The organism is Parafrankia colletiae (assembly GCF_001854655.1).
In the GTDB taxonomy this organism is placed as follows: Bacteria; Actinomycetota; Actinomycetes; order Frankiales; family Frankiaceae; genus Parafrankia; species Parafrankia colletiae.
Genome location: NZ_MBLM01000128.1, coordinates 81,169 through 104,951, shown reverse-complemented (window position 1 = coordinate 104,951; position 23,783 = coordinate 81,169). Strand labels below are relative to the sequence as shown.

Here is a 23,783-nt window from a genome sequence, read left to right as displayed (position 1 = left end):
GCGGAGCCGGGCGGTGATGCGGAGCCGGGCGGTAACTCGCCGGTGGGCGTCACCGCCGGGCGGTGAAGGCCGGCGGGCCCGTGACGGGATCCCCGCTCGACGGCTGCTCAGGGCCGCCGTTCCGGTGGTGGACATCGTCCTCGCCACCGCCGGACCCGCCGGACCCGCCGGACGCACCGGCGGCGCCCGCGGGCAGCTCGTCGTAGCCGCCGCGGACGCGCGGCCCGCGGGTGACCACCACGCCGACCAGCGGAACAGCCATGGCCTCGGCCTGCGCGTGCAGGCGGTACAGCGGACGGACCGGTGAGCGCCACCGCGCCACCGCGATGATGCCGGTGGCTGTCGCGGCGAGCAGGAACGCGTCCGAGGTCGAGCCGGCCGCCGGGGTGTCGACCAGCACGATGTCGAAGACCTTCTTGAGGCGGGTGAACGTCTCGGTGAGCTCCGGCCGCCGCAGCAGGCCGACAAGATCACCAGCGGCCGTGACCTGACCGCGCGGGATGAACGTGATGTCACCGCCGTCCGCCACCTCGAACGTCCGCACGACGTCGGCGAGCGGGGACGTCCCCGCCGCGAGCTGCGCGAGTCCGTTCGCGGTGGCCGGCAGGCCGAACCGGGTCGTGAGCCGGCCGGTCCGCAGGTCACCGTCGATCAGGGCGACCCTGGAGCCGCCGGCGGCGAGGGCGGTCGCGAGACCGAGGGCGGTCGTCGTCCGCCCGTCGTGGCGGGCGGCACCGGCCACGACGAACAGCCCGTGCCCACCCACGGCGGCCAGGACACCGGCGGCGGCATGGTGGCCGGGCAGCGGCGGACGGCGCGGACCGTCCGGGCCGCGCTCCCACCCGCCGACACCCCGCCCGCCGACACCGCGTCGGCCGACACCGCGTCGGCCGACACCCCGCCCGCCGACATCGCGCCGGCTGACGGCCGGGATCTCGCCCAGCAGCCTGGTGCCGAGCACCTGGGCGATCGTCTCGCTGTCCTCCACCTCGCGCCGCCGGCCGGCCCGCACCCAGGCCGCCGCCCCGGCCACCAGCACCCCGACCAGCAGGCCGAGCAGGGCACCCCGCTCCGCGCGACTCACCCGGCTCGTCAGGTCACGCACGGCCGCCTTCTCGACGAACACCGTGCCCGAGCCGAACAGGGCCGCCTCCGTCTGCGCCCGGGCGGCGGTCTGCTGCAGCTCCGCGAGCGCGGTCGTCGCGGCACCGGCACCGCCCGCGTCGAGGACGCCCATCCGCAGCTGCTGGCCGAGCTCGGTCTGCGCGCGGGCCACCGCGGCAAGCTGGCTGATCACCGTGCCGTTCGTCGCCTGCAGGGTCAGCTTCTGGTAGGCGGCGACGACCGCGTCCGCCCGGCGCTCCGCCTGCCGCGCGTCGGGGGCGGTCGCGGTCACGGTCAGGACGTCCGCGTCCGGGGTGGCGGTGACCTCGACGGCCGTCCGGAGCGTGACCGCGGACGTCCCGTCACGCAGGGCCTCGGCCGCGGCGACCAGCACATCGGTGCTCTCCGCGAACTGCGCCCGGGCGCTCGCGTACCGGCCCAGGTCCGCACCTGAGCCGCTCCCGCCGAAGACCGCCGTGAGGCCACGGGGGTTCGCCAGGCCGATCCGCGCCACCGCCTTCGTGGGCGGCACTTCCACCAGGCCGTGGGCGGCCCCACCGAGCAGGCCCACAGTGATGATCGCAGCGGAGGCGAACCGATAGCGCCATAACGAGGCCAGCGRCCCCGGGCCGAAATCCTGGTCCGCAAAACTATCCGAGCCCTGCATCGCACCCCCACCAGCTGCGCGTCACGCTAACACGCTGCAAGGCGGCCGGACAAAAACGCAGCCCTTATACCGGAATGGTCTGACCGCGATAACCAATCGACGTGTTTCAACCCCGCCGACCGGTCGAACAATCGCGGCCGCCCGGCTGYGGAGCAGACCGCGGCGATGCCGGGCAGGTGCGTGGTGTGCGGGCGCTACGACAGGGATCGCAGGGCGCGGGTCCTCGCCAGCATCTCCTCACGGCGGCGCTGGCGCTCCTGATCCGTGGAGGGCGGGCTCACCCAGAAGGAGAAACACCAGTCCTGGATGGTACCCATCGAGTCCCACAGGTACTGGATCTCGTAGCTCTGACCGTCGACGGAGACGATGTGGTTCGGCCCCCAGGATTCCTCCGCGGTGATCCACGGGTCGTTCCACTCGTCGGGCTGCTGGGTCCGCTTGGTGYTGATGCTCTTGTCCGAGCCGACCGCGTCTCCGATCTCGCGGGGCTGGGCGGTGAAGAGGTAGGTGCCGTCAGGGAGGTTGACGTCGATGTCCCACCAGTATTCAAGATTGTCCTTGATTCCCTCGCTGTTGTCGACCCACATCACGTCCGCGGGGTTGCCCGAGTCCTCGTAGGGGACGGATTTCGACAGGACATCCCAGTACGTTCCCTGCTCCAGGGGGGCGCCGAGCTGGCTGAACTGCAGCGACAGCGTCGGAGGGGTCTGGTTCCAGACGTACACCCGGTTCGCCATATGGCCGCCCTTCGGTCTACGACAGATACCACGTCCCCTACCCGCGGTCAGGGCCTTTCATGACAGGGCGTGCGCTGGGCGGGTCATGACGGTGGCCCGCATTCCCGTGAAACACACGAAAACACACGGATAGACAGGCCCCGTTCTCGCCTTTTGCCCGGGTCCGGGTGACACGGGCAGGTTCTTCTGCCTGCCGGTTGCGGCACACGTCGTCGGGATTCGCGACGGGTCCACGGCCGCCACCGGTCAGGACGGGGCCTGGCTCCGTCGCCCGCACGCCACACCACGCCACGGACCGGACACGCCACGCGACGTGTACCTGGGCTCGCCCCGGGCTCGTCCACGATCGCCGGAAAAAGTTCGGGCGGGGATGTCGAGATGCCGTGGCTGGCTCCGTCCCTGGGGTGGACGCGGCCACAATGGGCCGCACCAGCACGGAGGAGAACCGTCATGGCCAAGTACCTGCTGCTCAAGCACTACCGCGGCGCGCCGGCTGCGGTGAACGACGTGCCGATGGACAAGTGGACGCCGGAGGAGATCTCGGCCCACATCCAGTACATGAACGACTTCGCGGCCCGGCTCGAGGGGACCGGCGAGTTCGTCGACGGCCAGGCGCTCGCGCCGGAGGGAACGTTCGTCCGGTACGACGGCGAGGGACGTCCGCCGGTCACCGACGGCCCGTTCGCCGAGACGAAGGATCTCATCGCCGGCTGGATGGTGATCGACGTCGACAGCTACGAGCGCGCCGTCGAGCTGGCCGGGGAGCTGTCGGCCGCCCCCGGGGCGGGTGGGAAGCCGATCCACGAGTGGCTTGAGCTGCGCCCGTTCCTGACCGCGGCGCCCAACATCTCCGAGTGCCACTGACCTCCGAGACTGGCCTCCGAGGTGGACGAGGTTCTGCTGCGCGGCCTCAGCCCCCAGGTGCTCGGGATCCTCGTCCGCCGCGGGGCTGACTTCGCGGCGGCCGAGGACGCCGTGCAGGAGGCACTGGTCGAGGCGGTCCGCGTCTGGCCGGCCGACCCGCCGCGGGACCCGAAGGGCTGGCTGGTCACCGTGGCGTGGCGTCGGTTCCTCGACGCGGCCCGGGCGGACGTGGCCCGCCGCCGCCGTGAGGACGTCGTCGACGAGGAGCCGGCGCCCGGGCCCGCGCCCGCGGTGGACGACACACTGCAGCTGTACTTCCTGTGCGCGCACCCGTCACTGACCCCGGCGTCTGCGGTCGCGCTCACGCTGCGGGCTGTGGGCGGCCTGACCACCCGTCAGATCGCGCAGGCCTACCTGGTGCCCGAGGCGACCATGGCGCAACGCATCAGCCGGGCGAAGCGGACCGTCTCCGGCGTGCGGTTCGACCAGCCCGGGGACGTCGCCACCGTGCTGCGCGTCCTCTACCTGGTGTTCAACGAGGGCTACGCCGGCGACGTCGACCTCGCCGCCGAGGCCATCCGGCTCACCCGGCAGCTCGCGGCGGCGATCGACCACCCGGAGGTCGCGGGGCTGCTCGCCCTCATGCTGCTCCACCACGCCCGGCGCGCCGCCCGGACCGCGCCCGACGGGGCGCTGGTGCCGCTCGCCGCGCAGGACCGCGGCCGGTGGGACACCACACTGATCGCCGAGGGCGTCGACGTACTGCAGGCCGCCCTCGCCCGCGACCGGCTGGGCGAGTTCCAGGCCCAGGCCGCCATCGCGGCACTGCACGCCGACGCGCCCACCGTAGAGGAGACGGACTGGGTGCAGATCGTCGAGTGGTACGACGAGCTCGCCCGCCTGACCGACAGCCCGGTCGTCCGGCTCAACCGCGCGGTGGCCGTCGGCGAGGCCGACGGGCCGCGCGCCGGCCTGGCCGCACTCGCGGGGCTGGACGCCTCACTGCCCCGCCACACCGCGGTGGCGGCGTACCTCCACGAGCGTGACGGCGACCTGGCGACGGCGGCACGGCTGTACGCCGAGGCGGCCCGGAAGGCACCCAACCTCGCCGAACGCGACCATCTGACACGCCAGGCCGCCCGCCTCAACAACACCCGCCGAGGACGCTGACGGTCGCCGGTGACGCTGACGGGCGCCGCCGTCGTTGGTCGCCGCCGTCGTTGGTCGCCGCCGGTAGGCGCCTTCGACGTCCTGTCGGGTCAGGTCAGGGCGCGACGAGGGCTTCGGTGGGTTCGAGACGGGAGGCGCGGGTGGCGGGGTGCAGACCGGCGGCGGCTCCGATGACGAGGGTGGCGCCGAGGGCGAGAAGCATCGCCCAGGGTGGGACGACGGTGGGCCAGCTCTGGGTGGTGGCGTAGCCCGTGGTGATGCCGATGCCGAGGAGAAGTCCGGTGATCCCGCCGAGTGTGGACAGGAGAAGCGCCTCGGCGAGGAACTGGTTGCGGATGTCGCCGCGGGTGGCCCCGAGGGCGCGGCGCAGCCCGACCTCGCCCCGTCGTTCGAGGACGGAGATGACCATCGTGTTCGCGACGCCGATGCCGCCGACGAGCAGCGCGACGGAACCAAGGCCGAGCAGGAGCGCGCCCAGCGTGGAGTCGGCGGCATGCCGTGCGGCGAGGGCGTCGGAGGGGCGCGAGACGTCGACCTCGTTGGGGGCCGCCGGGTTGGCTGTGCGGGCGAGCAGCGTCTGGACGGCTTCGACCTGGTCGGGGTCTGCCCGGGTGTAGAGGGTGGTCGGGTAGGTGTCGAAGCCGAGCAGGTCAACGGCGGCGGGCCAGCCGACGAGGGCGGCGCGGTCGAGCTCGGGCGCGAGGCCGACCGGGGCGAGGAGGCCGACGACGGTGAACCACCCGCCGCCGAGGTGGATCTGCTGCTCCAGTCCGGTCGCGTCGATGCCCAGGTGGGCCGCGGCCGTCGATCCGAGGACGACGGCGGGATAGTGCTGGGTCGCCTCGTTGAGGTAGGCACCGGCGACGACGTCGGCTCCGACGGCGTCGGGCAGGTCCAGCCTGGTCGCCAGCACGGCGATGCTGCCGGATTCCGCTGCCGGGATGTGGTCGTTGCGGTAGGCCCTGGCGTCCGGCACCAGGCCGGTGGCGCTGACAGACTCGACGCCGCCGACCGCGCCGATCATGGCGACCGCCTCGGTGGGCAGGTGTGCCTGGTCGCCGAAGAGGTTCTGGCCGGGGCTGACGGTGAGCAGGTTGGTGCCGAGCGAGGCGATCTGGCGGTGGAAGTCCTCCCGGCTGGAGGAGGAGATGCCGACGATCGCGATCATGGCCGCGATGCCGATCGCGATGCCCAGGGCGGACAGCGCGACGCGTGTCGGTCGCGTGCGCAGACCGGCGGTGGCGACGCGGGCCAGGTCCCGCGCCGCGAGCCGGGCCGGGCGAGGCACCGGTGCGGGGGCAGGGGCCGGGGTGGCGGTCATAGGTGGGCTCCCCGAGGTGTCCGGCCGTCGTCGGCGCCGTCGCTGCTGGCCCCGCTGTCGCCGCTGTCGCCGCTGGCCCCGCTGTCGTTGTTCTCGCCGCTGTCGCCGACCTTGCGGCCGTCCCGCATCTCGATGCGCCGCGGCAGGGCGGCGGCGATGTTCTGGTCATGGGTGATGATCACGACGGTGGTTCCGGCGGAGTGGAGCTGGCGGAGCAGGGTCATCACGTCGGCTCCGGACGAGGAGTCGAGGTTGCCGGTGGGTTCGTCGGCGAGCAGCAGCGCGGGCTCGCCGACCACGGCGCGGGCGATCGCCACTCGTTGGCGCTCGCCGCCGGACAGCTGGTGCGGCCGGTGGTGGACCCGGTGGCCGAGACCGACCTGCTCCAGGGCGGCGCGCGCACGTTCGAGCCGGTCCGGATGCCGCACGCCGCCGTAGAGCAGCCCGTCGGCCACGTTGTCCAGGGCGGGCGCGCCGGCCGCGAGATGGAACTGCTGGAAGACGAAGCCGATGCGTTGCGCGCGCAGCGCCGAGCGCTGGTCGTCACGCAGTACGTGGACGGGCTGGCCGTCGACGGTGACAGTTCCCGTAGTGGGCCCGTCGAGGGTGCCGAGCAGGTGGAGCAGCGTCGACTTGCCCGACCCGGACGGCCCGACGATCCCGACGAGTTCACCCCGGTCGATCCGCAGGCTGACGTCGGCCAGCGCGCTGACCGTGCCGAAGCGCCTGGACACCCGGTCGAGGACGACGATGGGGGCTGCGGCGCTCACCGGGCGACCCGCACGGTGAGGCCCTCGATGACGCCCGCGCCGCTGATCTCGACCCTGCCGTTCGCGAACATGCCGGTGGTCACCGGTACGAACGTCGACCGACCGTCGTCCTGAACCGTCTGAACCGTCTGAACCGTCTGGACCGCGTATCCGCCGTCCGGATTCGCCAGGAGCGCGGTGATCGGCACGGTCAGCACGTTCGCACGCTGCCCGGTGACGATCGTCAACGTCACCGGCGACGAGTCGAAGCCGCCGGTGAGCGCGGACGGATCGTCGAACGACACGATCACGGTGACGAAGGTCTTGTTCTGCTCCTCGATGGTCTGGGCGACGGTGCCGACGCTGCTGACCGTGYCGTCGAGACGTTGCCCGGTCGGCAGCGTGACGGTCGCCGGGTCGCCGGTGTGCACGAGATGCTGCAGGGCGACGTCCAGCGGGATCGACGCCACCTGCGTGGTGCCGCTGTAGGTGATGACCTGCTGGTTGGGCTGCGGGCCCAGGAGGCTGCCGACCGGGATGGCCTGGAGGGCGACCCGGATGTCGCCGTCGTGGACGAAGATCTGGTCAGGTGGGACGGTGCCTGTGACGGGTAGCCCGCTTGCGGCCTGCCACTCCTGCACGGCCGAGGCGGTGGCGGCGTCGTAGGTGTCATCGACGGTGAGACCGGTGTGGCCCAGCTCCTGGAGGCTGGCCTCCAGCTCCTGGACGTCGGGTCCGACCGTGCCGGCGGTGAGCGTCCGGTACGGCGTCGCGGTGCCGTGCAGGAGGATGACCGGCATGGCGTCGACCGCGTACACGGGCTGGCCGATCTTCACCGTCGTGCCCGGCGCGGCGATCCAGGTGACGACTCCGGACTGCTGCCGGGCGACGAGTCCGACCGGCTCGCCGTAGGAGATCAGACCGCCGACCGCTTGCGTCTCGGTGAGGGTGCCGCGTTGGACCGTCGCGGTCGCCCCGGGAACCGGGCCGGGCGGTGCCGGCGAGCCGCCGCCGAATCCCACCGCGGCGGCGACGATCAGTGCCAGGACGCCCGCCCCCGCGAGGACGAGCAGGTGCCGGCGCGACAGGCCCGGCAGGCCCGGCAGGCGCCGCAGCGGGCTCGCCAGCGGGGCGACCAGCGCCCGGGCCCAGGTCACGTGCCGGCCTTGTCGAGGATGTCCTGGCACTGCTCGGCCGCCTGTTGGAACGCCGGGTCGTCGCGGTCGACGTCCGCACCGGCGAACAGGCCGCCGGCCGAGCCGGGCTGGGGGTCGGGAAAGCCTGGCAGGCCGTTGTCGCGCAGGCACTGCGCGAAGGCGACGTAGACGTCGAGGTCCGCGTCGCTCGGTTCGCCCCGGCTGCCCGCGGGAAGCAGATCCCGGCAGGCATCCAGCGCCTGTCTGACGGCCGGATCGTCCGGGTCGACGCCCGCGCCGAACTGCGGAGCTCCCGTGGACGGGTCCGGGTCGGCCACGTCGACGCCGTGGCCACGCATACACTGCGCGTGCGTCTGGGCCGTTGGCGTCGCCGTGGCACCGCCGCTGGCCGCCGCTTCGGCGTCGCCGCCGGAGCCACACCCGGCGAGGACCATGACCACCAGGCCCAGCCCCGCGGTCGCAGCCGCCCACGGCCCCGTCCTTCGTGTCATCCGCTTCCTCCAGCATGGGTTGGGAGCTGCCGAGTACGCCGCCCAGTGCACGGCATCGCGGATAACCCGGCCGTAACGTCCGCCAGCGCCGGCGCCGGCGGCTTCGGCGCTGGTTATCCGCTGGTTATGCCGGCGGCGCCACGCTGGACGGCAGCCGCGCTGGACGGCAGCCGCGCTGGACGGCAGCCGCGCTGGACGGCAGCCGCGCCACGCCTGGCAGGAGAGGCCACGGCCATGCGGGGCGCCGACGGGGAGAAGGAGGAGAGCCGGTGGTTCGGGTGATGGTCGTGGAGGACGAGCCGCRGCTCGCCGACGCACTGCGTGAGGCGCTGGCGCGGGAGTCGTTCGCGGTCGACGTGGCCTACGACGGCGGCGAGGCGCTGGAGAAGTGCGCCGCTCACGACTACGATGTCGTGGTCCTGGACCGGGACCTGCCGGTCGTRCACGGCGACGACGTCTGCCGTGCGATCGTGGCCGCCGGGCGATCGACGCGGGTGCTGATGCTCACCRCCGCCTCGGCGGTCCGCGCCCGGGTCGAAGGCCTCGCGATCGGCGCTGACGACTATCTCGTGAAACCGTTCGCACTGGCCGAGCTGTCCGCCCGGGTGCACGCCCTCTCCCGGCGCACCGCCCCGGCGGCCGCTCCGGTTCTCGAACGCGCCGGCCTGCGCGTGGATCAGACCAGCCGGGCCGTCACCCGGGACGGCCGCCCCGTCATCCTGACGAACAAGGAGTACGCGGTCCTGGTCGAACTGCTGCGTGCCGGCGGCGGCATCCTGTCCGCCGAGGAGCTGCTGGAAAAGGTCTGGGACGAGAACATCGACCCCTTCACGAACACCGTTCGCATGACGGTGATGAAGCTGCGTCGCAAGCTCGGCGCACCCCCACTGATCGAGACGCTGCCAGCGGTGGGATACCGCCTCCGATGAACCGCCTGAGCCTGCGCGCCCGTCTCACCGCCCTCTACGGCGCCCTGTCGATCTTTGCCGGAGCGGTCATTCTGGCTCTGCTGTACCTGGTCGTCCAGACCCGTCTCGATGCCGAGCTCACCGGGGACTCCGATTCCCGCATCGCCGCCCTTCGCCAGCGGGCGGACCAGTCAGGGGAGACGACCATCACCACGCCCAGCGGAGACCGCATCAGGCTCGACGACCTCGCCGGCCAGATCAGGGACAACGAGGAGCGCATCCGGAACGCCGCCCTCGACACGCTGCTCGCCCGGGGCAGCGCCATCGTCGTCGTCATCGGCCTCGCCACCGCGGGCACCGGCTGGGTCATCGCCGGGCGCGGCCTGCGGCCGCTCCACGCCATCACCACCACCGCCGAGCAGATCGCCCGTTCCACCGGCCCGCACCGCGACCTGCGCCGGCGGATCACGCTGACCGGGCACAACGACGACGTCCAACGGCTCGCCGACGCCTTCGACGCCATGCTCGAAACCCTCGACCGCGCCTTCGACGGCCAGCGCCGCTTCGTCGCGAGCGCCTCCCACGAGCTCCGCACCCCACTCGCACTGGAGCGGGCCGTGATCGAGCTCGAAGCGACCAAACCGACCGCTCACCCCGACACCGTGCACTTCGCCGACCGTCTGCTGGCCATCAACACCAGGAACACCGATCTCGTCGACCGGCTCCTGACCCTCGCCGACGGAGGCAACGAGCTCGTCGAACCGGTCCCCGTCGATCTCGCCGACGTCACGGCGGACGTCCTCGCCCAGGCTCGCTCGGGCACCCCGGCCAGCCCCCGGGTCGACGCCCAGCTGGCGACGGCCCCGGTGCTCGGCGATCCCATCCTGCTCCACCAACTCGTCCGCAACCTCGTCGAGAACGCGATCAACCACAACGTGCCCGGCGGCTGGATCGCCATCGGCACCGRCACGGTCGGCGCCGACACGCACCTGGCCATCGCCAACAGCGGCCCGCAGCTGCGTCCCGACGACGTCGACGGACTTTTCGAACCGTTCCGGCGCGGCCAGCCCAGACGGGCACACGGCCCGGAGCGCCGCGGGTTCGGCCTCGGCCTCGCCATCATCAAAACGATCTCGGACAGCCATCACGGTCACATCACCGCCCGCCCCGGCGAGGGGGGCGGACTCGACCTGCGGATCGCCTTCCCAGCAGCATCACGACACGGAGAGGTGGACGCGCCGTGACTCGGGTGCCGTCCGGCGATCTCCCGGCGTCGTCCCGCGCCGGCGGGTGGACTCAGCCGTGGTGGAAGCCGGTGCCGGTGCGGTCTGTCGGGTCGGGGGGCAGGTCGAGGTAGCGGGCGCGCAGCTGGTCCCAGGCGGCGAGTCGACTGAAGTCGGGGGCGGGCAGCAGCTCCTGCGCGTCGCTGAGGAACGGATTGGGCAGCAGGACGGTCATCATCTGCTCGTCGATCGCGTTGAACATCCGCAGGCCCCAGGACGTCGGGGCGTCCCCGGGGCCGAGCCTGCGGTACAGCTCGGCCCGGGCGCACCGGCGGATACGTCCCAACTCCGGCCCGCTCGCCGTGTGCTCACCGATGCACAGGTGGAAGTGCCAGGCGCCGAAGTCGACGGTGACGTAGCCGTCGTACATGCCGATCTTCYGGGGGGCGTTGGGGGCCGCGACCTCCCAGGCGGCTCCCTGCACGAGGACACCGAAGCCGATCTGGCGCCAGTGGTCGGTGAAGACGTCCGTGATGATGCCGAGCAGGGTGTCGGTGTCGATCGGCAGGTCCCAGATCTGCAGGGTGCCGTTGCCGAGCTCGTCGACGGTACGGAAGCCGGTGTCGGTGGTCATCGCTGTGTCCTTTCCTGTGCTCCGTGCAGGGGGCAGTCACCGCAGGTACCGCCGCCGGGCACCCGGTAGAAGAGGCAGCAGCTGCGCCGCACCACGGTGGGTGGCACGACCTGCCCGTCCGCGGTGAGCGCGTGGACGGTCGTGTGGGCCAGTGGCGGTGTGGCGAGCAGCAGTGCGGTGAGTCTGCCCACGGCTCCGCTGTCGACCCAGCCCGCGCTGGAGCTGGAGCTGTTCGGCCCCGCCGGCGGGGCCGCGAGAAATCCGCTGAGCATCCGGGTGGCGCCGACCAGCGCGGACGCGGCGTTGCCCCACAGCAGTCCGGGAGGGAGGCGGGTCTGGGTCTGGAGCGCAGCGAAGTAGGGCCGCAGGTTCCGCTCGACGACGACCTCGCGGAGCAGGCTCCCAGCCGCCGCCACCGCTCCGTCGGCTGAGTCGGGCGGGGTGGGCCACCAGCCGGCGGGCCGGTCGACGATCAGCCGCAGCGGGGCGGTGAGGCGAGGCTGGACACGCAGTGCGGACGGGTCGAGGTCCGGGACGATGCCCGAGGTCGCCCACGTTCCCAGCGCGACGGACCAGAGCCGGGCCGCGTGGCCGAGGGCGAGGGTGGACGCGGCGACCCGCCGCTCGACCCCGCCGAGCCGGGCGTTCACACCGTCGATGGCCGCCGCGAGCGCGGTACCGCCCAGGTACAGCTCGCTGACCGACACGGGCGCGGTCTCGTCTGCAGCAGCGGTCCCGTCGGCACCAGCCGTGCCGCCGGCGCTGCTCGCCGGCGCCGCCGGCGGGACGTCCGCCTCGAAGTAGGGGCTGATGGCGGTGAGGGCAGCCAGCGCGGAGCGGACCCGCGCGCTGTCGGCCGGTTCCGCGGAACCGCTCATCGGTACCTCCTGGTGGAGGGGCCTCCGGTGGAGGGGCCCGCGGTGGGTGGGGCCGGCGGGCCCGTCACAGCGGGCCGCGCAGCTCGAAGGTTCTGGTCGCCGGGTCGAAGCGGAGGTCGTCGCCGTCGAAGGAGGTGTTGACCGCGCCGGAGCCGACCACCTCGTCAGGGTGCCCTGTGTGGAGGGCCCCCGTCCGGTCGACGAGCCAGACCTGGTCGGCGACGCGCAGGGAGAGTTCGAGGTCGTGGGTGGAGACGATCACGGCAAGGTTCCGTTCCCGGGCCAGCCTGCGCAGCAGGGCGGTAACGGTGACGCGGGACGGGGCGTCCAGGAAGGCGGTCGGCTCGTCCAGCAGGATCATGGACGGTTCCTGGGCGAGTGCGCGGGCCATCATCACCCGCTGGCGTTCGCCGTCGGAGAGTTCGTCGACGGGGCGGCCGGCGAGGTGGCGGGCGTGGACCGCGTCGAGGGCCCAGCGCACGATCGCGTGGTCGGCGTCGGTGAGGCGTCCGGTGGGGCCGGTGTGCGGGTGGCGGCCCAGGCCGACGAGCTCGGCGGCGGTGAGCAGCCCGATCTGGACCCGGTCGGTGAGCACGACGCCGACGAGCCGGGCCCGTTCGGCGCCGCTGAGCTGACCGAGGTCGGCCCCGTCGAGCCGCACCCGCCCGGCGAGCGGCGGCTGGAGCCCGGCCAGGGTGCGGAGCAGAGTGGACTTGCCGATCCCGTTCGGACCGAGCAGGACGGTGAGCTGCCCGCGCGGCGCGGCGGCGGACAGGCCGGCCAGCACCGCCCGCCCGGAGCGCACGGAGCGCCCGGGCCGCCCGCGGAGGCTGGACGGGCGGAGCGCGCGCCGCCGGTAGCCGACGGCGAGATCCTCCAGGCACAGTCCTGCCTGCGTCGCCTGCGTCGTCTGGGTCGTCTGGGTCATCAGCCGACGCCGGCGACGTCGACGCGGGCCCGCAGCAGCACGGCGATCACGATCGGCGCGCCGACCAGCGCGGTGATGACGTTGATCGGCAGGACGAGGCCGGTGCCGGGCAGTTGGGCGGCGATCGAGCAGGCCAGCGCGAGCAGCGCGCCGGTGAGCAGCGTGCCGGGGACGAGCACCCGGTGGTCGGCGGTGTCGAGCAGGCGGCGGGCGACGTGCGGCACCGCGATGCCGAGGAAGGCCACCGGCCCGCAGAAGGCGGTGACCGCCCCGGCGAGCACGGACGCGCCGAGCAGCGTCACCGCGCGGACCCGGCGCAGCCGCAGCCCCAGCGTGCGGGCGTAGTTCTCGCCGAGCAGCAGGGCGTTGAGCGGCTTCACCGAGGCGAGCGCGACGAGCAGTCCGAGGCCGACCGCGGGCGCGAAGACCGTCAGGTCACTGCTGGACGTCCCGGCGAAGCTACCGAGGGACCACGTCCAGTACTGGATGGCGCGTTCCGGGGCCGTCCAGGTGAGCAGGAGACTGACGACGGAGCTGACGGCGCTGCCGAGGATGACGCCGATGACGAGCAGGGTGACGACGGAGCGGACCCAGTTCGCGAGCAGGAGCACGGCGGCCAGGACGACGGCCGCGCCCGCGGCCCCGGCGATGACGACGCCGAACCGGTCGCTGCCGGCGACCCTGGCGGTGAAGGTCCCGCCGGAGCCGCCGATCCCGGCGACGACGAGCGCGACACCGAGGCTGGCGCCGGAGCTGACACCCAGCGAGTAGGGGTCGGCGAGCGGGTTGCGGAACAGGGTCTGCATCTGCAGCCCGGCGACGCCGAGGGCCGCGCCGGCAAGCGCGGCGGTGAGCGCGCGGGGCAGCCGGATCTGGCCGACGACGACCGTCCACCGCGGGTCGTGCGGCTGCCGGCCGGCGAGGACCCGCAGGGTCTCGTCGAGCGGGACGGCGACCGAGCCGACGGCGAGCGCGAGCAGGAACGTCGCCGCGACCGCCGCCACGAGCCCGCCGAGCACCAGCGCCCGGCGGCCCGCCCGGCGGCTGCCCACCCTGAGGCGGCCGCGGCGCTCCGCCTCGATGGACTCCCCCGCGGCAGGTGCGGCAGGTGCCGCCGTGGGGGACGTGGACGTCGGTGACGTCGTCACGTGATGCGGCGGTAGAAGGCGAAGGTGTGGTCGGGGAAGGCGTCCGGGTGCAGGATCGCGGCCAGGTCGCCGAGCACCAGGTCGGGCCGGGTGACGCCGCGTTCCCAGTAGTCGTTGCCGCCGCCCGGCCCGATGACCAGCGTGTTGCTCCACACCTGCCCGCCGCGGACGGCCGCGAGCTGGCCGTACCGCTCGTCCTCGGCGGTGACGTCGGCGAGGTTGTCCCACTCCCCGTCGGCGAGCCAGACGGGGGCGCTGCCGGATTCGGTGAACACAGTCTCGAAGTCGAGTTCGAGGCTGCCGGTGTCGGTCTCGCCGGCCCACGGGTAGGTGGCGCCGGCGTCGGCGAGGAGCTTGCCGACGTAGCTGCCGCCGGACGGCATGTACCAGGTGCCCTGGTACATGGTGCCGATCAGCGCGGGCACCTGGTCGGCGGCGCCGTCTCCGCCGCCGCCCGGGACCCGGTCGGCGATGGCGGTGTAGTCGGCCTCGATCCGGTCGAAGACCTTCGCCGCTTCGGCCTCGTCGCCGGTGAGGGCGGCCATGAACTTCACCCATTCGGCACGGCCGAGCGGGTCGGCCTCCAGCCATTCGGCGTTGGCGACGACGGGAATGCCCGCGTCGCGCAGCGTTCCGTACTCGGCGGATTCGGTGCCGCCGGTCATCACGATGTCCGGTGCCGCGGTGACGACCCGCTCGGTGTCGATCTGGCCGCCGGGGGCGTACTCGACGATCTCGTCGGCGTCGGCGCGGGCCCGGATGTCCTTGTCGACGACGCTCGCGGCACTCGCCACCCCGGTGAGGACGTTCTCGCGCCCCAGGTCCACGAGCAGCGGCAGATGCGTGGTCGAGCCGGAGTAGAGGCTGCGGACCGGGATCTCGATCCGTGGTGCGCCGGCGAGTTCACCGGTCACCTCCGGTTCCGGCGTCCCGCATCGGTAGAGCACGTACGACTCGGGTTTCCCGTCCGGGTACGGCTCTTTCACGGTGAGGACCTGGTAGGCCTTCTCGTAGCGGACGGTGAAGTTCTTCGCGTGTTCCAGCGTCGAGCGGTCCGGGAAGTAGTCGGCCGCCGGGTCGAAGTCGGTCACGCACCCCCGGGCGTCGACGTCCGCGCCGGCCTGCGGTGACGACGAGGATGTCCCGTCATCGCCGCAGGCGGCGAGCAGGGCGGGGGTGAGCAGGAGGGTGGCGCTCAGGGCCACCAGACGTGCGCGCATGCCGGAATCGGCCGCCTTCCAACACCTCGTGGACGGATCGCGGGTGCCGTGGCCGGTCTCCTGGCTGACGGGTGGTGCGCCGGCGGCCGCCTTCCCGGGCGTGCGGTCCGTGTGGTCCGCTGCCCAGTGGCTTCCCCGGCTGGCGGGGAGTGGCTGTCGACATCCCGATCACAGTGGCGAGGGCCGCTCCGGCATCACACCGGTCTTCCCGAACACCACGGCGACGAGAACGGTACGGTCCGCACCACCTCATCTGCAAGGCTATGCAAGTGATTTCTCGTTCTGCCCCGGGTCGTCCGAGCCCGGCCCTAGCCTGGTCGGTTCGCCACCACTGGCCGGTTGCCGGTTGCCGGCGGCCGGTTGCCGGCGGCCGGTTGCCGGCGGCCGGTTGCCGGCGGCCGGTTGCCGGCGGCCGGTTGCCGGCGGCCGGGCCGGCGGCCGGCCGGCAAGGCGATGCACCTGGCCTGGAGCGCGCCATAGGGTCGAAAGACACCGGGCTGACGAAGGGACAACGATGAGAGAGCAGCGTCGGGGCCGCAAGATCGCCATGACCCAGGACGAGGTGGACGCCTTCCTCGCCGAGGAGCGCACCTGCCGGGTCGCGACCACGAGCCCGAGCGGTCCTCATCTGACACCGCTGTGGTTCGTGTGGGACGGGCAGGCGCTGTGGCTCAACTCGGTCGTGAAAAGCCAGCGCTGGACGGACCTCGAGCGCGATCCGCGGGTCGCCGTGGTCATCGACACCGGGCACGGCTTCGGGGAGCTGCGCGGGGTGGAGATCCGCGGCCGGGCGGAGAGCGTGGGAGAGGCCCCGCGCACCAGCACCCCCGACCCCGGCCTCGCCAACACCGAGCTGCTGTACGCCCGGAAGTACACCGGCCGCGACGAGATGCACTACGACGGCCGGCACGCCTGGCTGCGGGTGGTCCCCGAGAAGATCAGCAGCTGGGACTTCCGCAAGATGTAGAGCGGCGGGGCTGGCCGCCGGCGGTCGAGCACCGAACGTCGAACGTCGAACGTCGAACGCGGACTGACCGCCGGCCGCTGGCAGCCGGCCGCTGGCAGCCGGCAGCCGGCAGCCGTGCGTCACAGGGCGGAGAAGGCGACCTCTGTCGACTTGATCAGCGCCGTGACCGACGTCCCCGGCACGAGGCCGAGGTCATCGGCGGCGGCGCGGGTGATCGCGGCGGTCAGCTCGGTGTCGGACCCGAGGGCGACCCGGGCCAGCGCCATCGCGCCGCCGGTGTCGAGGGCGACCACGGTGCCGCTGAGCCGGTTGCGGATCGTCAGCCCGGAGGTCTCACCGATGGCGAGGGAGACGTCCGTCGCCTTGATCAGCACCTCGACCTCGCTGCCGATCGCGACACCGACGTCCTTGATGGCGTCCATGGTGACGGCGGAGGTGAGCGTCTCGCCGTTCGGCAGATCAATGCGAACGGTGCCCATCACAGCGCCGCTGGTGATGTCGGCGACGGTTCCAGTGAGCCGATTGCGGATGCTCAAGGTCATGGCTGGACAGTAGCCAGGTCCTGTTGCGGGCGGATTGCGCCCGAGCCGGCATCCGTCCAACGGACGCCCGATCGGGCCGGTGGCAGCCGGGCTGCCGATGTGCCGGGCAGAACCCGGGCCCCGGGTGGTGACGCGGGACCCGGGCCTGGCCCGGACGCCCTACGAACCGACGCGCACCAGGGTGATCGAGGTGATCCAGGAGACGTACCGGCCGCCCTTGGTGTCGGACGGCACGGTCAGCCGAGGACCGTCCGCGGCGAGCGAGACGCCGTCCTCGGTGGCGGCGATCAGGGCCTGGACCCCGCCGAAGCCTTCGGTGATCTCGGGCCAGGACAGCACGGACTCGTACCCGTCGCTGGCGCGGATCAGCACCGCGTAGCGGAGCAGGTCGTTCTTGACCTCGGGCCGGAACTTCGGGCCGGCGGCCTGGATGACGTCGACGAGCCGGGGGCCGGTGTAGGTGTGGGTCTGCGTTCCGCTGCCGCTCACGAAGGACACCTGCTGGGTGTGCTGCGGGTACTTCGCCAGGTCGGCGACGGTGAGCCGGAGGGGGTGGGCGACGGCCCCCTTGACGACGAAGGCGGCGGGCCGCGGCGGCGGGGTCGGCCTCGGGGGCTTCGGGTGGTGGGCGGACGTGGCGGCGGGCTGGCCTCCACCGGAGGCCTCGGCGGCCGCGCCGGGCAGGAACGCGACGAACGCCGCGATGAGGAGTGCGGGCACGGCGAGCAGGGCGGTGCACCGGCGGGAGAAGACCCTGCGGGTGAGAACCCTGCGGATGGGGACCCTGCGGATGGGGTGCGGCGACATCTGACCGTCTTTCCTTCTGTCTGTCAGCGGAGGCGAGAACGGGCGGAGCGAGCTCGCCAGCTGCGGCTCCGCCGCCCGCGGAGGGTCAGGCGCGGGAGCGACGGAGTGCCCGGAGGCTCCTCCCGTTTACTTCCCGCACCTTAGCGAATCTCCGCATATGAGGTACATGAACACCAAAACATCCGCAGCTACGGACAGTCGGGGGCTCGCGGGTCCCGGCCGTGCCGACCCTCCGGGCGGCGGCGGCGGTCGCGCCGTGACGAGCCGGATCCGGATCGGGTTCACCGCACTGCTCCTGCCCCTGCCCCTGCCCCTGCCCCCGCCGCGGGGCCGCGGCCCGGCGGCGGCTGTGCGTGGGACTGCGGGCTGGTGTGCAGCAAGCGGCTTGTAGGCCGACCGGGGCGACCGGGGCCGACCGGCAGATCTCGCCGACAGGAGACCGGTGTGCTGCCGATCGAGACCGTCGAGTTCGACGAATACCTTGGCTGCCGCTCGACGGTGAGACCGTCATCAGCGGCCTTCTGATTCCGCATTCCGGGACGCCGTCGTTCCCCCGATTGAACAGAAAAGTATTCACGGAGAACTGCGGCCGCGCCGGGATCATCCGGTGCGGGCTGTCGTGGACGACGCCGGATCACCGAACTGCACGCCGTCGACCCCGCCGTCCGGCAGGCGGCGGACAGGTTGACGGCGCTGTTCCAGGTAGACTCGCGCTACCGCCTCGTCTGGGAGATCGGCCATGCGGTGCACACGCCCCTCGATTTGCTTCCCGGAAACCACGCCATGAACGAGGTGTTCGGTTCGGCGCACGGCTGTCTGCGCTGGGAAATCAGCCTGACCCCGTTCACCCGGGGCGGTCTCGACATCATCGCGTCTGACACCGTCGTCACGAACGACCGCGCCGACGTCCTGCTCGGCGCCCTGAGCCAGAAGCTTCCCCGGGGCACCAGGAGATCCGGGTGGAGAGCTACCTGGGCACCCCTCTCGGCTGATGCCGCCGGTCCAGGGGGGCCAGTCACGGCCGTGTCGCTCCGCCCCGGTACAAGGAGCTGCACCACCGAAACGCATTGCGCCGCATCACACCGCATCACACCGGTCGACACGGCACCGACATTTCACACACTTTTCTCCGGCGCCGTCGCGCCGGAACTCCCGTCCGGGGTGACTCTGTGGCACAGTTCGTCGTCCATCCCGACCGGCACCGCGAGTTCGGGAAACCCAGCGATACGTTTCTTCTCATCACCCAGACCGACCGTGTCGACGATTTCGTGCTCGCCCCGAGCACCGGCTACCGGAATACCGGCGTGGCGACGATCGAGGCCGGCGAACCGCTCGACGCCGCGCTGAGCGCGGAGCGCTGCCCGGAAAGCGCCGACATCTTCGTCGTCTGCCCGGACCGTTTCGTCGTCTCCCCCGAACCGGCGGTGCTCGGCCCCGGCCGGCGGCTGGTCGTCATGCCCTGCGGGTCGACCCCGGTGACCGATGCCCAGGTTGACTACTTCCTCACCGCCGTCGAGAGCACCGACCCGGTGGCCCTCGAGGTCCGGGCGGACCGCCTGTTCGGCGCGCTCGGCGCGACGTCTTACGTGTGGCTCACCGCCTCGCAGGAGTCGACATCCGCCACGTTCGGGATCTCGGCCGGCTACGAGTGGAACCAGCAGGCCGGGCCGGTGGCGCCCGGTGGGCAGCAGATCGCGCCGGCCGGGGAGGCCAGTGCGGCGCCCACCACCCCGTACCGCTTCGGCACCTCCCGGCGGCTCGACCTGAACGGGACCGTCACCCTGCTCGGCGCCCCGATCGTGCACCGCGGCGACGACCCGGACTGCGTCGACGAGCAGGCTGCCCTCTACCAGGATCTGGACGCGCTGCGCCAGAGCCCGGTGATCCTGACCTTCACCGACGGCGTGGTGACCGACGTCCGGGCGACCGCGCCGGAGGGCAAGGGCGCGGTGGCGGCCCTGAACGATCTCTACGAGGCGGACGAGTACTACCGGGTGCTGTGGGAGTTCGGTATCGGGCTCAACCCGGTGCTGCGCCAGCAGCCCGGCAACTGCGGCCTGAACCAGATGTTCGGCGCGACCAACGGAGTTGTCCACCTGGGCTTCGGCCTGGCTCCCACAACGCGCTACGCCCTCACGTTCACCTGCGTCGACACCGTCATGACCGACACGGAGGGCAACACCCTGGCCGGCCCCGTCCCCCCTCGCCGCCGGGGTCGACAGGCGTAGTCCGGCTCACAGCCATCCGGGCCGGCAGGGCACTTCGCGTGGCCGGCCGGCCGGTAAGAATGGGGCCAGCACACCCGAGGCAAGCCAGGAGGAAACCGTGCAGCGGATCGCCACCCGGCGTCACTACCTCATGGTCGAACCGAAGTATTTCGATGTCGAATACTCGATCAATCCCTGGATGCATCCCGAAGTACCGACCTACGCCAAGATCGCACTCGAGCAGTGGGGGCGCCTGCGCGATCTCTATCTCGAACTCGGGCACCGGGTGGACGTCCTGGAAGCACGCCCCGGGCTGCCGGACATGGTCTTCTCCGCCAATGGCGCGACCGTCGTGGACGGACGGGTGCTGGTCGCGCGTTTCCGGCACCCACAACGACGCCCCGAATCCGCGGCGTTCCTCGAGTGGTTCGAGGAACGGGGACGGGYGTTCGGCGAGGTCCGGCAGGCGCAGTGGACGAATGAGGGCGAGGGTGACTGCCTGACCGTCGGGGAACGCATCCTGGCCGGTTCCGGCTTCCGGACCGCCACCGAGGCGCACACGGAGCTCGGCGAGTTCTTCGGGCGCCCGATCGTCACCCTGACGCTTACCGACCCGCGGTATTACCACCTCGACACGGCTCTCGCCGTTCTCGACGAACAGACCATCATGTACAACCCGAAGGCCTTCACCGACGAGAGCCGGCTGCTGCTGGCGGAGCTCTACCCGGACGCCGTCACCGCGTCGGACGCCGACGCCGTGGCGTTCGGCCTGAACGCCGTCTCGGACGGACGTCACGTCATCCTGCCGCGGGCCGCCGTCGGGGTGATCGCCGAGCTGCGCGAGCGTGGTTTCGAACCGATCGGCATCGACATGTCCGAGCTGCAGAAGGCCGGCGGCGGGCCGAAATGCTGCACCCTGGAGCTGCGCGGCGGGTCAGAATAAGCGTCGTGCTGCACCCCTCACGCGCCGTCGCGCGCGTCACCTACGACCGCGACGCCGCCGACGCCGTCCTTGACGAGGCGCTGACCTGCCACGTGGGTTTCGTGGTCGACGGCCGGCCGCATGTGATCCCCACGCTGCACGTCCGGGTCGGGGAAACGCTGTATGTGCACGGATCGACCGGAGCAAGGCTCCTCGCGGCGGGGCGGTCCGCGGCGCTTCCGGTGTGTGTGACGGTCTCCCTGCTCGACGGTCTCGTCCTCGCCCGGTCGGCCTTCCACCATTCGCTGAACTACCGCTCCGTCATCGTCCACGGTGACGCGCGGGCCGTCGTGGACAAGGACGAGAAGGCGCGCGTTCTCGCCGCCCTCGTGGACAGGGTCGGAGTCGGCCGGTCGGAACAGTGCCGCCCCCCGACGCCGAAGGAGCTGGCGGCGACGGCCGTCCTGGCGCTGGGCCTGGGCGACCCGTCCACGGATGTCGCGCTGAAGTCCCGCACCGGCCCGCCCAACGACGACCCGCCCGACCTGGACTCGGGCTACTGGGCCGGTGTCGTCCCCGTCCGGCTCACCGCCGGTGCCGCGGAGCCGGACTGCGACCTGCCCGTCCCCACCGGTCTCGCACCGTCGCTGGAAGCCCGCCGGTGACGCCGCGGTCGGCCGGCGACACGGAAGATCCGCCCGTGTCGCAGCGGCAGGCGGTCGTCGCGGTGCTGCTCCGCGCCGGACGGGTGCTCGTCATCGAACGCGGCCCGCTGGCCGCCCGGTCCGGGTTCTGGGCACCGCCCAGCGGGCGGATCGAGCCCGGCGAGACGCAGGCCGAGGCACTCGTCCGCGAGGTGTGGGAGGAGGTCGGGCTGACCGTCGTCGCCGGTGCCAAGGTCTGGGAGTGCGACACCGACGACGGCAGCTTCCGCCTGCACTGGTGGACGGCCCCGGCCGAGACCGGTGACCTCCGCCTCGATCCCGGCGAGGCCAGCGCCGCCCGCTGGGTGACGGCCACGGAGTTCCGCACGCTGACCCCCACCTTCGACGGCGACATCCCCTTCTTCGAAAAGGTTCTCCCGACCCTGCTTTGACGTCCCCGCACCCCGGAGGATGTCGCGGCGGAAGCGGAAAAGGAGGCCGATCTCAGACGCCGACCTCAGTGGAAGAGGCCGCGCGGCTTTCCCGGGGGGAGATCGAGGTGCGTCTGGATACCTGGTGGGGCGGCGACGACGTCATGGATCATGTTGACGACCGACATGGCCGTCCAGGTCCGGCCTGCATCGACCGAGCCGCCGGACGGCTTCGCCTCGACGGTGAGCGTGGTGGCCGGCTCGCCGAGGAACTCGACGATGTACCGACTCGCACCGCCGATGATCTCCGGCGTGAGGTCGTCCGCCATCTTCCACTTCGACTGGAAGACGATGGCGGGGCGCCCGTCGACGATCGCCTCCCAGCGGCGGCACATGCCCGCCACCTTGCCGGCCGGGATCACGCCCGAGGCGACGGTGAGATCGCTGTCGCTGACGGCAACCGTGAGGCCGCACTCGTACCGGTCGACCGTGAGCCCGAGACCCGTTGCCAGCAGGCCGATCGACTGGCTGTAGACGTCGAGGGCGAGCCGGTGCGTCCGGTGGGCCTCCTCCGGGTCGCGGCCGAACCCGAAGGCGGTGAGCATGTCGCTCGACGGCGCATCGCTGAAGTCGACCACCTCGGTCACGACCACCTGGTCGAGGCGGCTCTGCAGCCGGGAGCCGACGAGAGCGAGGATGTCGCCGGCGAATCCCGGGTGGATGCCACCCGAGTGAAAACTGGTCCCGCCTGCCTGGCAGGCCGCCTGGAGGCGGACCGTCTGCTCGTCGTCCGGCCGCGGGAACGTGAAGCCGAGGGGCGTCACGACGTTCTTCCCGGAACGCAGGAGCGCCTCGAGGTCGTCGATATCCGGCTGTAACGGCGCGTAGTGCACGCAGTCGGCGTCGAGGGCGAGAAGCTTGTCCTTGTCCGTCGTGGCCGTGACACCGAGCGGGTCGATTCCGGCGAGCAGGCCGGCGTCCACACCGTCCTTGGCCGCGGAGGTCGTGTAGACGCCGGCCAGATCGAAGGTGGGATTGGCCGCGAAATGACGGATGGAGATCTGGCCGATATGGCCGGTGCACCACTGAACGACACGCACGGGACGCGACGAGGTGATCATTGGGATCGCCTCCTTCTCGAAAGGCTGGATCCGGAACGCGGGGCCCCGCGAACACGGCCATACCCCCGCGAACTTACCGAGGTGACGCCGCACCCGCTACCGGCCACCGGGCGAACGGATACGAGTCCGCCGGCACGATCCATTCACGTTCCGGACATGGCCGGCAAAATGCCCGGAGCCCCGCGTGACAACGAACCGCGGGGTTCCGGGCATCTCAGAACCGAGCCGCCTCAGCCGGAGGCCGCCACGGCGGAGCCCGCAACGGCGGGACCCACCGCGGCAGAGCCGGTCAGCGTGGAGCCGGTCAGCAGGTTCCGAGCATGCTCGTGAGGGCGGACTTCTCGGCGCTGTCCACGGTCAGGGCGTAGTAGTACTTCACCTGGACCCAGGCGCGGGCGTAGGTGCACCGGAACGAGGAGAGCGACGGCTGCCACTCGGCCGGGTCCTTGTCGCCCTTGGACTGGTTGACGTTGTCGGTGACCGCCCACAGCTCGGGACCGCCGAGGTCGTTGGCGTAGGTCTGGCGCGTCGAGGTGGTCCACGCCCARGCACCGGAGGCCCATGCCTCCGCGAGCGGCACCATGTGGTCGATGTCGACGTCCGACGCCGCCGTCCAGGTGGCGCCGTCGTACGGGCTGTACCAGGAGCCGGACGTCGCCGCGCAGCTGCTGTTCACGACGACGCCGGAGCCGTCGCGCTTGAGCACCTGCTCCCGGGTGTTGCACGCCCCGGAGACCGTGATCCAGTGCGGGAACAGGTCCCGGTCGTAGGTGGACGCGTGCGACTCGGCCGCGACGGTCAGCGAGTTGAGCCGGCTGAGCGCGGTGCTCGCCGACGGGATGTTCGGGGGCGTCGCGCTCGCCGGGACCACGGCGAACAGGACACCGACGAGTGCGGCAACCACGGCGACCGCGGCCGCCCTGACGGTGCGAGGGGTCACGAC

At 72.2% G+C, this 23,783-nt stretch carries 25 protein-coding genes and 1 riboswitch; of the genes, 9 read left to right on the top strand and 16 right to left on the bottom strand.

Going from position 1 to position 23,783, the window contains the following annotated elements; all coding sequences use genetic code 11:
- Window positions 1–49 precede the first annotated feature (49 nt).
- Entirely contained in the window at window positions 50–1,675 is a 1,626-nt protein-coding gene (locus CC117_RS20295) for an AAA family ATPase (protein WP_131803100.1), read from the bottom strand.
- A 290-nt stretch (window positions 1,676–1,965) separates the two neighbouring features.
- Window positions 1,966–2,508, bottom strand: coding sequence for a hypothetical protein (locus tag CC117_RS20290; protein ID WP_071086505.1), 543 nt, complete (start codon window positions 2,506–2,508; stop codon window positions 1,966–1,968).
- Between the two features lie 450 nt (window positions 2,509–2,958).
- Here CC117_RS20290 and CC117_RS20285 point away from each other — a divergent pair, with 450 nt between their 5' ends.
- Together CC117_RS20285 and CC117_RS20280 are read left to right on the top strand one after the other, a co-directional pair.
- A complete protein-coding gene (locus tag CC117_RS20285) occupies window positions 2,959–3,372 on the top strand; it encodes a YciI family protein (RefSeq protein ID WP_071086502.1) in 414 nt (137 codons plus the stop codon).
- A gap of 21 nt (window positions 3,373–3,393) precedes the next feature.
- The gene (locus CC117_RS20280) at window positions 3,394–4,542 is read left to right on the top strand and encodes an RNA polymerase sigma factor (protein WP_071086500.1); all 1,149 of its coding nucleotides are present in this window, start codon (window positions 3,394–3,396) and stop codon (window positions 4,540–4,542) included.
- A 94-nt stretch (window positions 4,543–4,636) separates the two neighbouring features.
- On the opposite strand, the gene CC117_RS20275 is transcribed toward CC117_RS20280, so the two are convergent.
- Genes CC117_RS20275 through CC117_RS20260 form a run of 4 tightly spaced genes read right to left on the bottom strand, consistent with a single transcriptional unit; the run spans window position 4,637 to window position 8,260 of the window.
- Entirely contained in the window at window positions 4,637–5,863 is a 1,227-nt protein-coding gene (locus CC117_RS20275) for an ABC transporter permease (protein ID WP_071086498.1), read from the bottom strand.
- Window positions 5,860–6,633, bottom strand: a complete 774-nt coding sequence (locus tag CC117_RS20270) for an ABC transporter ATP-binding protein (protein ID WP_084132454.1) — start codon at window positions 6,631–6,633, stop codon at window positions 5,860–5,862. Before CC117_RS20270 ends, CC117_RS20275 begins: the two co-directional genes overlap by 4 nt.
- Complete coding sequence (locus tag CC117_RS20265; RefSeq protein WP_241830274.1) at window positions 6,630–7,769, bottom strand: peptidoglycan-binding protein; 1,140 nt, start codon at window positions 7,767–7,769, stop codon at window positions 6,630–6,632. The genes CC117_RS20270 and CC117_RS20265 overlap by 4 nt, the downstream gene beginning before the upstream one ends.
- Window positions 7,766–8,260 carry a hypothetical protein gene (locus CC117_RS20260; protein ID WP_071086496.1) on the bottom strand — a complete coding sequence of 165 codons (495 nt, stop codon included), beginning with the start codon at window positions 8,258–8,260 and terminating at the stop codon, window positions 7,766–7,768. Before CC117_RS20260 ends, CC117_RS20265 begins: the two co-directional genes overlap by 4 nt.
- A gap of 281 nt (window positions 8,261–8,541) precedes the next feature.
- Between CC117_RS20260 and CC117_RS20250 the strand changes: the two genes are divergently transcribed.
- Window positions 8,542–9,189 (top strand): response regulator transcription factor, encoded by a 648-nt coding sequence (locus tag CC117_RS20250; RefSeq protein ID WP_116287845.1) that lies wholly within the window; start codon window positions 8,542–8,544, stop codon window positions 9,187–9,189.
- Complete coding sequence (locus tag CC117_RS20245; protein WP_071086491.1) at window positions 9,186–10,412, top strand: sensor histidine kinase; 1,227 nt, start codon at window positions 9,186–9,188, stop codon at window positions 10,410–10,412. The genes CC117_RS20250 and CC117_RS20245 overlap by 4 nt, the downstream gene beginning before the upstream one ends.
- Before the next feature lie 52 nt (window positions 10,413–10,464).
- Here CC117_RS20245 and CC117_RS20240 read toward each other — a convergent pair whose 3' ends face one another.
- From CC117_RS20240 to CC117_RS20220, 5 genes are all read right to left on the bottom strand, one after another.
- Window positions 10,465–11,025 carry a DUF7676 family protein gene (locus CC117_RS20240; RefSeq protein ID WP_071086489.1) on the bottom strand — a complete coding sequence of 187 codons (561 nt, stop codon included), beginning with the start codon at window positions 11,023–11,025 and terminating at the stop codon, window positions 10,465–10,467.
- Window positions 11,022–11,903, bottom strand: a complete 882-nt coding sequence (locus CC117_RS20235; protein ID WP_071086487.1) for a (2Fe-2S)-binding protein — start codon at window positions 11,901–11,903, stop codon at window positions 11,022–11,024. Before CC117_RS20235 ends, CC117_RS20240 begins: the two co-directional genes overlap by 4 nt.
- A gap of 64 nt (window positions 11,904–11,967) precedes the next feature.
- Window positions 11,968–12,831 (bottom strand): ABC transporter ATP-binding protein, encoded by an 864-nt coding sequence (locus CC117_RS20230; protein WP_071086485.1) that lies wholly within the window; start codon window positions 12,829–12,831, stop codon window positions 11,968–11,970.
- Complete coding sequence (locus tag CC117_RS20225; protein ID WP_084132461.1) at window positions 12,831–13,853, bottom strand: iron chelate uptake ABC transporter family permease subunit; 1,023 nt, start codon at window positions 13,851–13,853, stop codon at window positions 12,831–12,833. The genes CC117_RS20230 and CC117_RS20225 overlap by 1 nt, the downstream gene beginning before the upstream one ends.
- Before the next feature lie 122 nt (window positions 13,854–13,975).
- Window positions 13,976–15,199 carry an ABC transporter substrate-binding protein gene (locus tag CC117_RS20220; RefSeq protein WP_071086481.1) on the bottom strand — a complete coding sequence of 408 codons (1,224 nt, stop codon included), beginning with the start codon at window positions 15,197–15,199 and terminating at the stop codon, window positions 13,976–13,978.
- A 33-nt stretch (window positions 15,200–15,232) separates the two neighbouring features.
- Window positions 15,233–15,434, bottom strand: a riboswitch (cobalamin riboswitch).
- A gap of 279 nt (window positions 15,435–15,713) precedes the next feature.
- On the opposite strand from CC117_RS20220, the gene CC117_RS20215 reads away from it, so the two are divergent.
- Entirely contained in the window at window positions 15,714–16,166 is a 453-nt protein-coding gene (locus tag CC117_RS20215) for a pyridoxamine 5'-phosphate oxidase family protein (RefSeq protein WP_071086478.1), read from the top strand.
- 119 nt (window positions 16,167–16,285) lie between these two features.
- Here the strand turns inward: CC117_RS20215 and CC117_RS20210 are convergent, their stop codons facing one another.
- From CC117_RS20210 to CC117_RS37490, 3 genes are all read right to left on the bottom strand, one after another.
- Window positions 16,286–16,708 (bottom strand): TOBE domain-containing protein, encoded by a 423-nt coding sequence (locus tag CC117_RS20210; protein ID WP_071086476.1) that lies wholly within the window; start codon window positions 16,706–16,708, stop codon window positions 16,286–16,288.
- Between the two features lie 159 nt (window positions 16,709–16,867).
- Window positions 16,868–17,515, bottom strand: coding sequence for a molybdopterin-dependent oxidoreductase (locus tag CC117_RS20205; RefSeq protein ID WP_071086474.1), 648 nt, complete (start codon window positions 17,513–17,515; stop codon window positions 16,868–16,870).
- A gap of 600 nt (window positions 17,516–18,115) precedes the next feature.
- Complete coding sequence (locus CC117_RS37490) at window positions 18,116–18,256, bottom strand: hypothetical protein (RefSeq protein ID WP_157905426.1); 141 nt, start codon at window positions 18,254–18,256, stop codon at window positions 18,116–18,118.
- A gap of 428 nt (window positions 18,257–18,684) precedes the next feature.
- Between CC117_RS37490 and CC117_RS20200 the strand changes: the two genes are divergently transcribed.
- From CC117_RS20200 to CC117_RS20185, 4 genes are all read left to right on the top strand, one after another.
- Window positions 18,685–19,743 carry a M29 family metallopeptidase gene (locus CC117_RS20200; RefSeq protein WP_071086472.1) on the top strand — a complete coding sequence of 353 codons (1,059 nt, stop codon included), beginning with the start codon at window positions 18,685–18,687 and terminating at the stop codon, window positions 19,741–19,743.
- A 97-nt stretch (window positions 19,744–19,840) separates the two neighbouring features.
- On the top strand, window positions 19,841–20,665 hold the full coding sequence (ddaH, locus tag CC117_RS20195; RefSeq protein WP_071086470.1) for a dimethylargininase: 825 nt from the start codon (window positions 19,841–19,843) through the stop codon (window positions 20,663–20,665).
- 5 nt (window positions 20,666–20,670) lie between these two features.
- Complete coding sequence (locus CC117_RS20190; RefSeq protein ID WP_198541917.1) at window positions 20,671–21,309, top strand: pyridoxamine 5'-phosphate oxidase family protein; 639 nt, start codon at window positions 20,671–20,673, stop codon at window positions 21,307–21,309.
- A 35-nt stretch (window positions 21,310–21,344) separates the two neighbouring features.
- The gene (locus tag CC117_RS20185) at window positions 21,345–21,740 is read left to right on the top strand and encodes an NUDIX domain-containing protein (RefSeq protein WP_071086528.1); all 396 of its coding nucleotides are present in this window, start codon (window positions 21,345–21,347) and stop codon (window positions 21,738–21,740) included.
- 65 nt (window positions 21,741–21,805) lie between these two features.
- On the opposite strand, the gene CC117_RS20180 is transcribed toward CC117_RS20185, so the two are convergent.
- Together CC117_RS20180 and CC117_RS20175 are read right to left on the bottom strand one after the other, a co-directional pair.
- On the bottom strand, window positions 21,806–22,840 hold the full coding sequence (locus CC117_RS20180) for an NAD(P)H-dependent amine dehydrogenase family protein (RefSeq protein ID WP_071086466.1): 1,035 nt from the start codon (window positions 22,838–22,840) through the stop codon (window positions 21,806–21,808).
- Window positions 22,841–23,144: 304 nt separating this feature from the next.
- On the bottom strand, window positions 23,145–23,780 hold the full coding sequence (locus CC117_RS20175; RefSeq protein WP_071086463.1) for an HNH endonuclease family protein: 636 nt from the start codon (window positions 23,778–23,780) through the stop codon (window positions 23,145–23,147).
- Window positions 23,781–23,783: the final 3 nt, after the last annotated feature.

Excerpts from the sequence above, each read along its gene's own strand:
- CC117_RS20285 (WP_071086502.1), top strand. The coding sequence starts at position 2,959 with ATGGCCAAGTACCTGCTGCTCAAGCACTACCGCGGCGCGCCGGCTGCG.
- CC117_RS20275 (WP_071086498.1), bottom strand. The coding sequence starts at position 5,863 with ATGACCGCCACCCCGGCCCCTGCCCCCGCACCGGTGCCTCGCCCGGCC.
- CC117_RS20260 (WP_071086496.1), bottom strand. The coding sequence starts at position 8,260 with ATGACACGAAGGACGGGGCCGTGGGCGGCTGCGACCGCGGGGCTGGGC.
- CC117_RS20235 (WP_071086487.1), bottom strand. The coding sequence starts at position 11,903 with ATGAGCGGTTCCGCGGAACCGGCCGACAGCGCGCGGGTCCGCTCCGCG.
- CC117_RS20230 (WP_071086485.1), bottom strand. The coding sequence starts at position 12,831 with ATGACCCAGACGACCCAGACGACGCAGGCGACGCAGGCAGGACTGTGC.
- CC117_RS20220 (WP_071086481.1), bottom strand. The coding sequence starts at position 15,199 with ATGCGCGCACGTCTGGTGGCCCTGAGCGCCACCCTCCTGCTCACCCCC.
- CC117_RS20215 (WP_071086478.1), top strand. The coding sequence starts at position 15,714 with ATGAGAGAGCAGCGTCGGGGCCGCAAGATCGCCATGACCCAGGACGAG.
- CC117_RS20210 (WP_071086476.1), bottom strand. The coding sequence starts at position 16,708 with ATGACCTTGAGCATCCGCAATCGGCTCACTGGAACCGTCGCCGACATC.
- CC117_RS20205 (WP_071086474.1), bottom strand. The coding sequence starts at position 17,515 with ATGTCGCCGCACCCCATCCGCAGGGTCCCCATCCGCAGGGTTCTCACC.
- CC117_RS37490 (WP_157905426.1), bottom strand. The coding sequence starts at position 18,256 with ATGGCCGATCTCCCAGACGAGGCGGTAGCGCGAGTCTACCTGGAACAG.
- CC117_RS20180 (WP_071086466.1), bottom strand. The coding sequence starts at position 22,840 with ATGATCACCTCGTCGCGTCCCGTGCGTGTCGTTCAGTGGTGCACCGGC.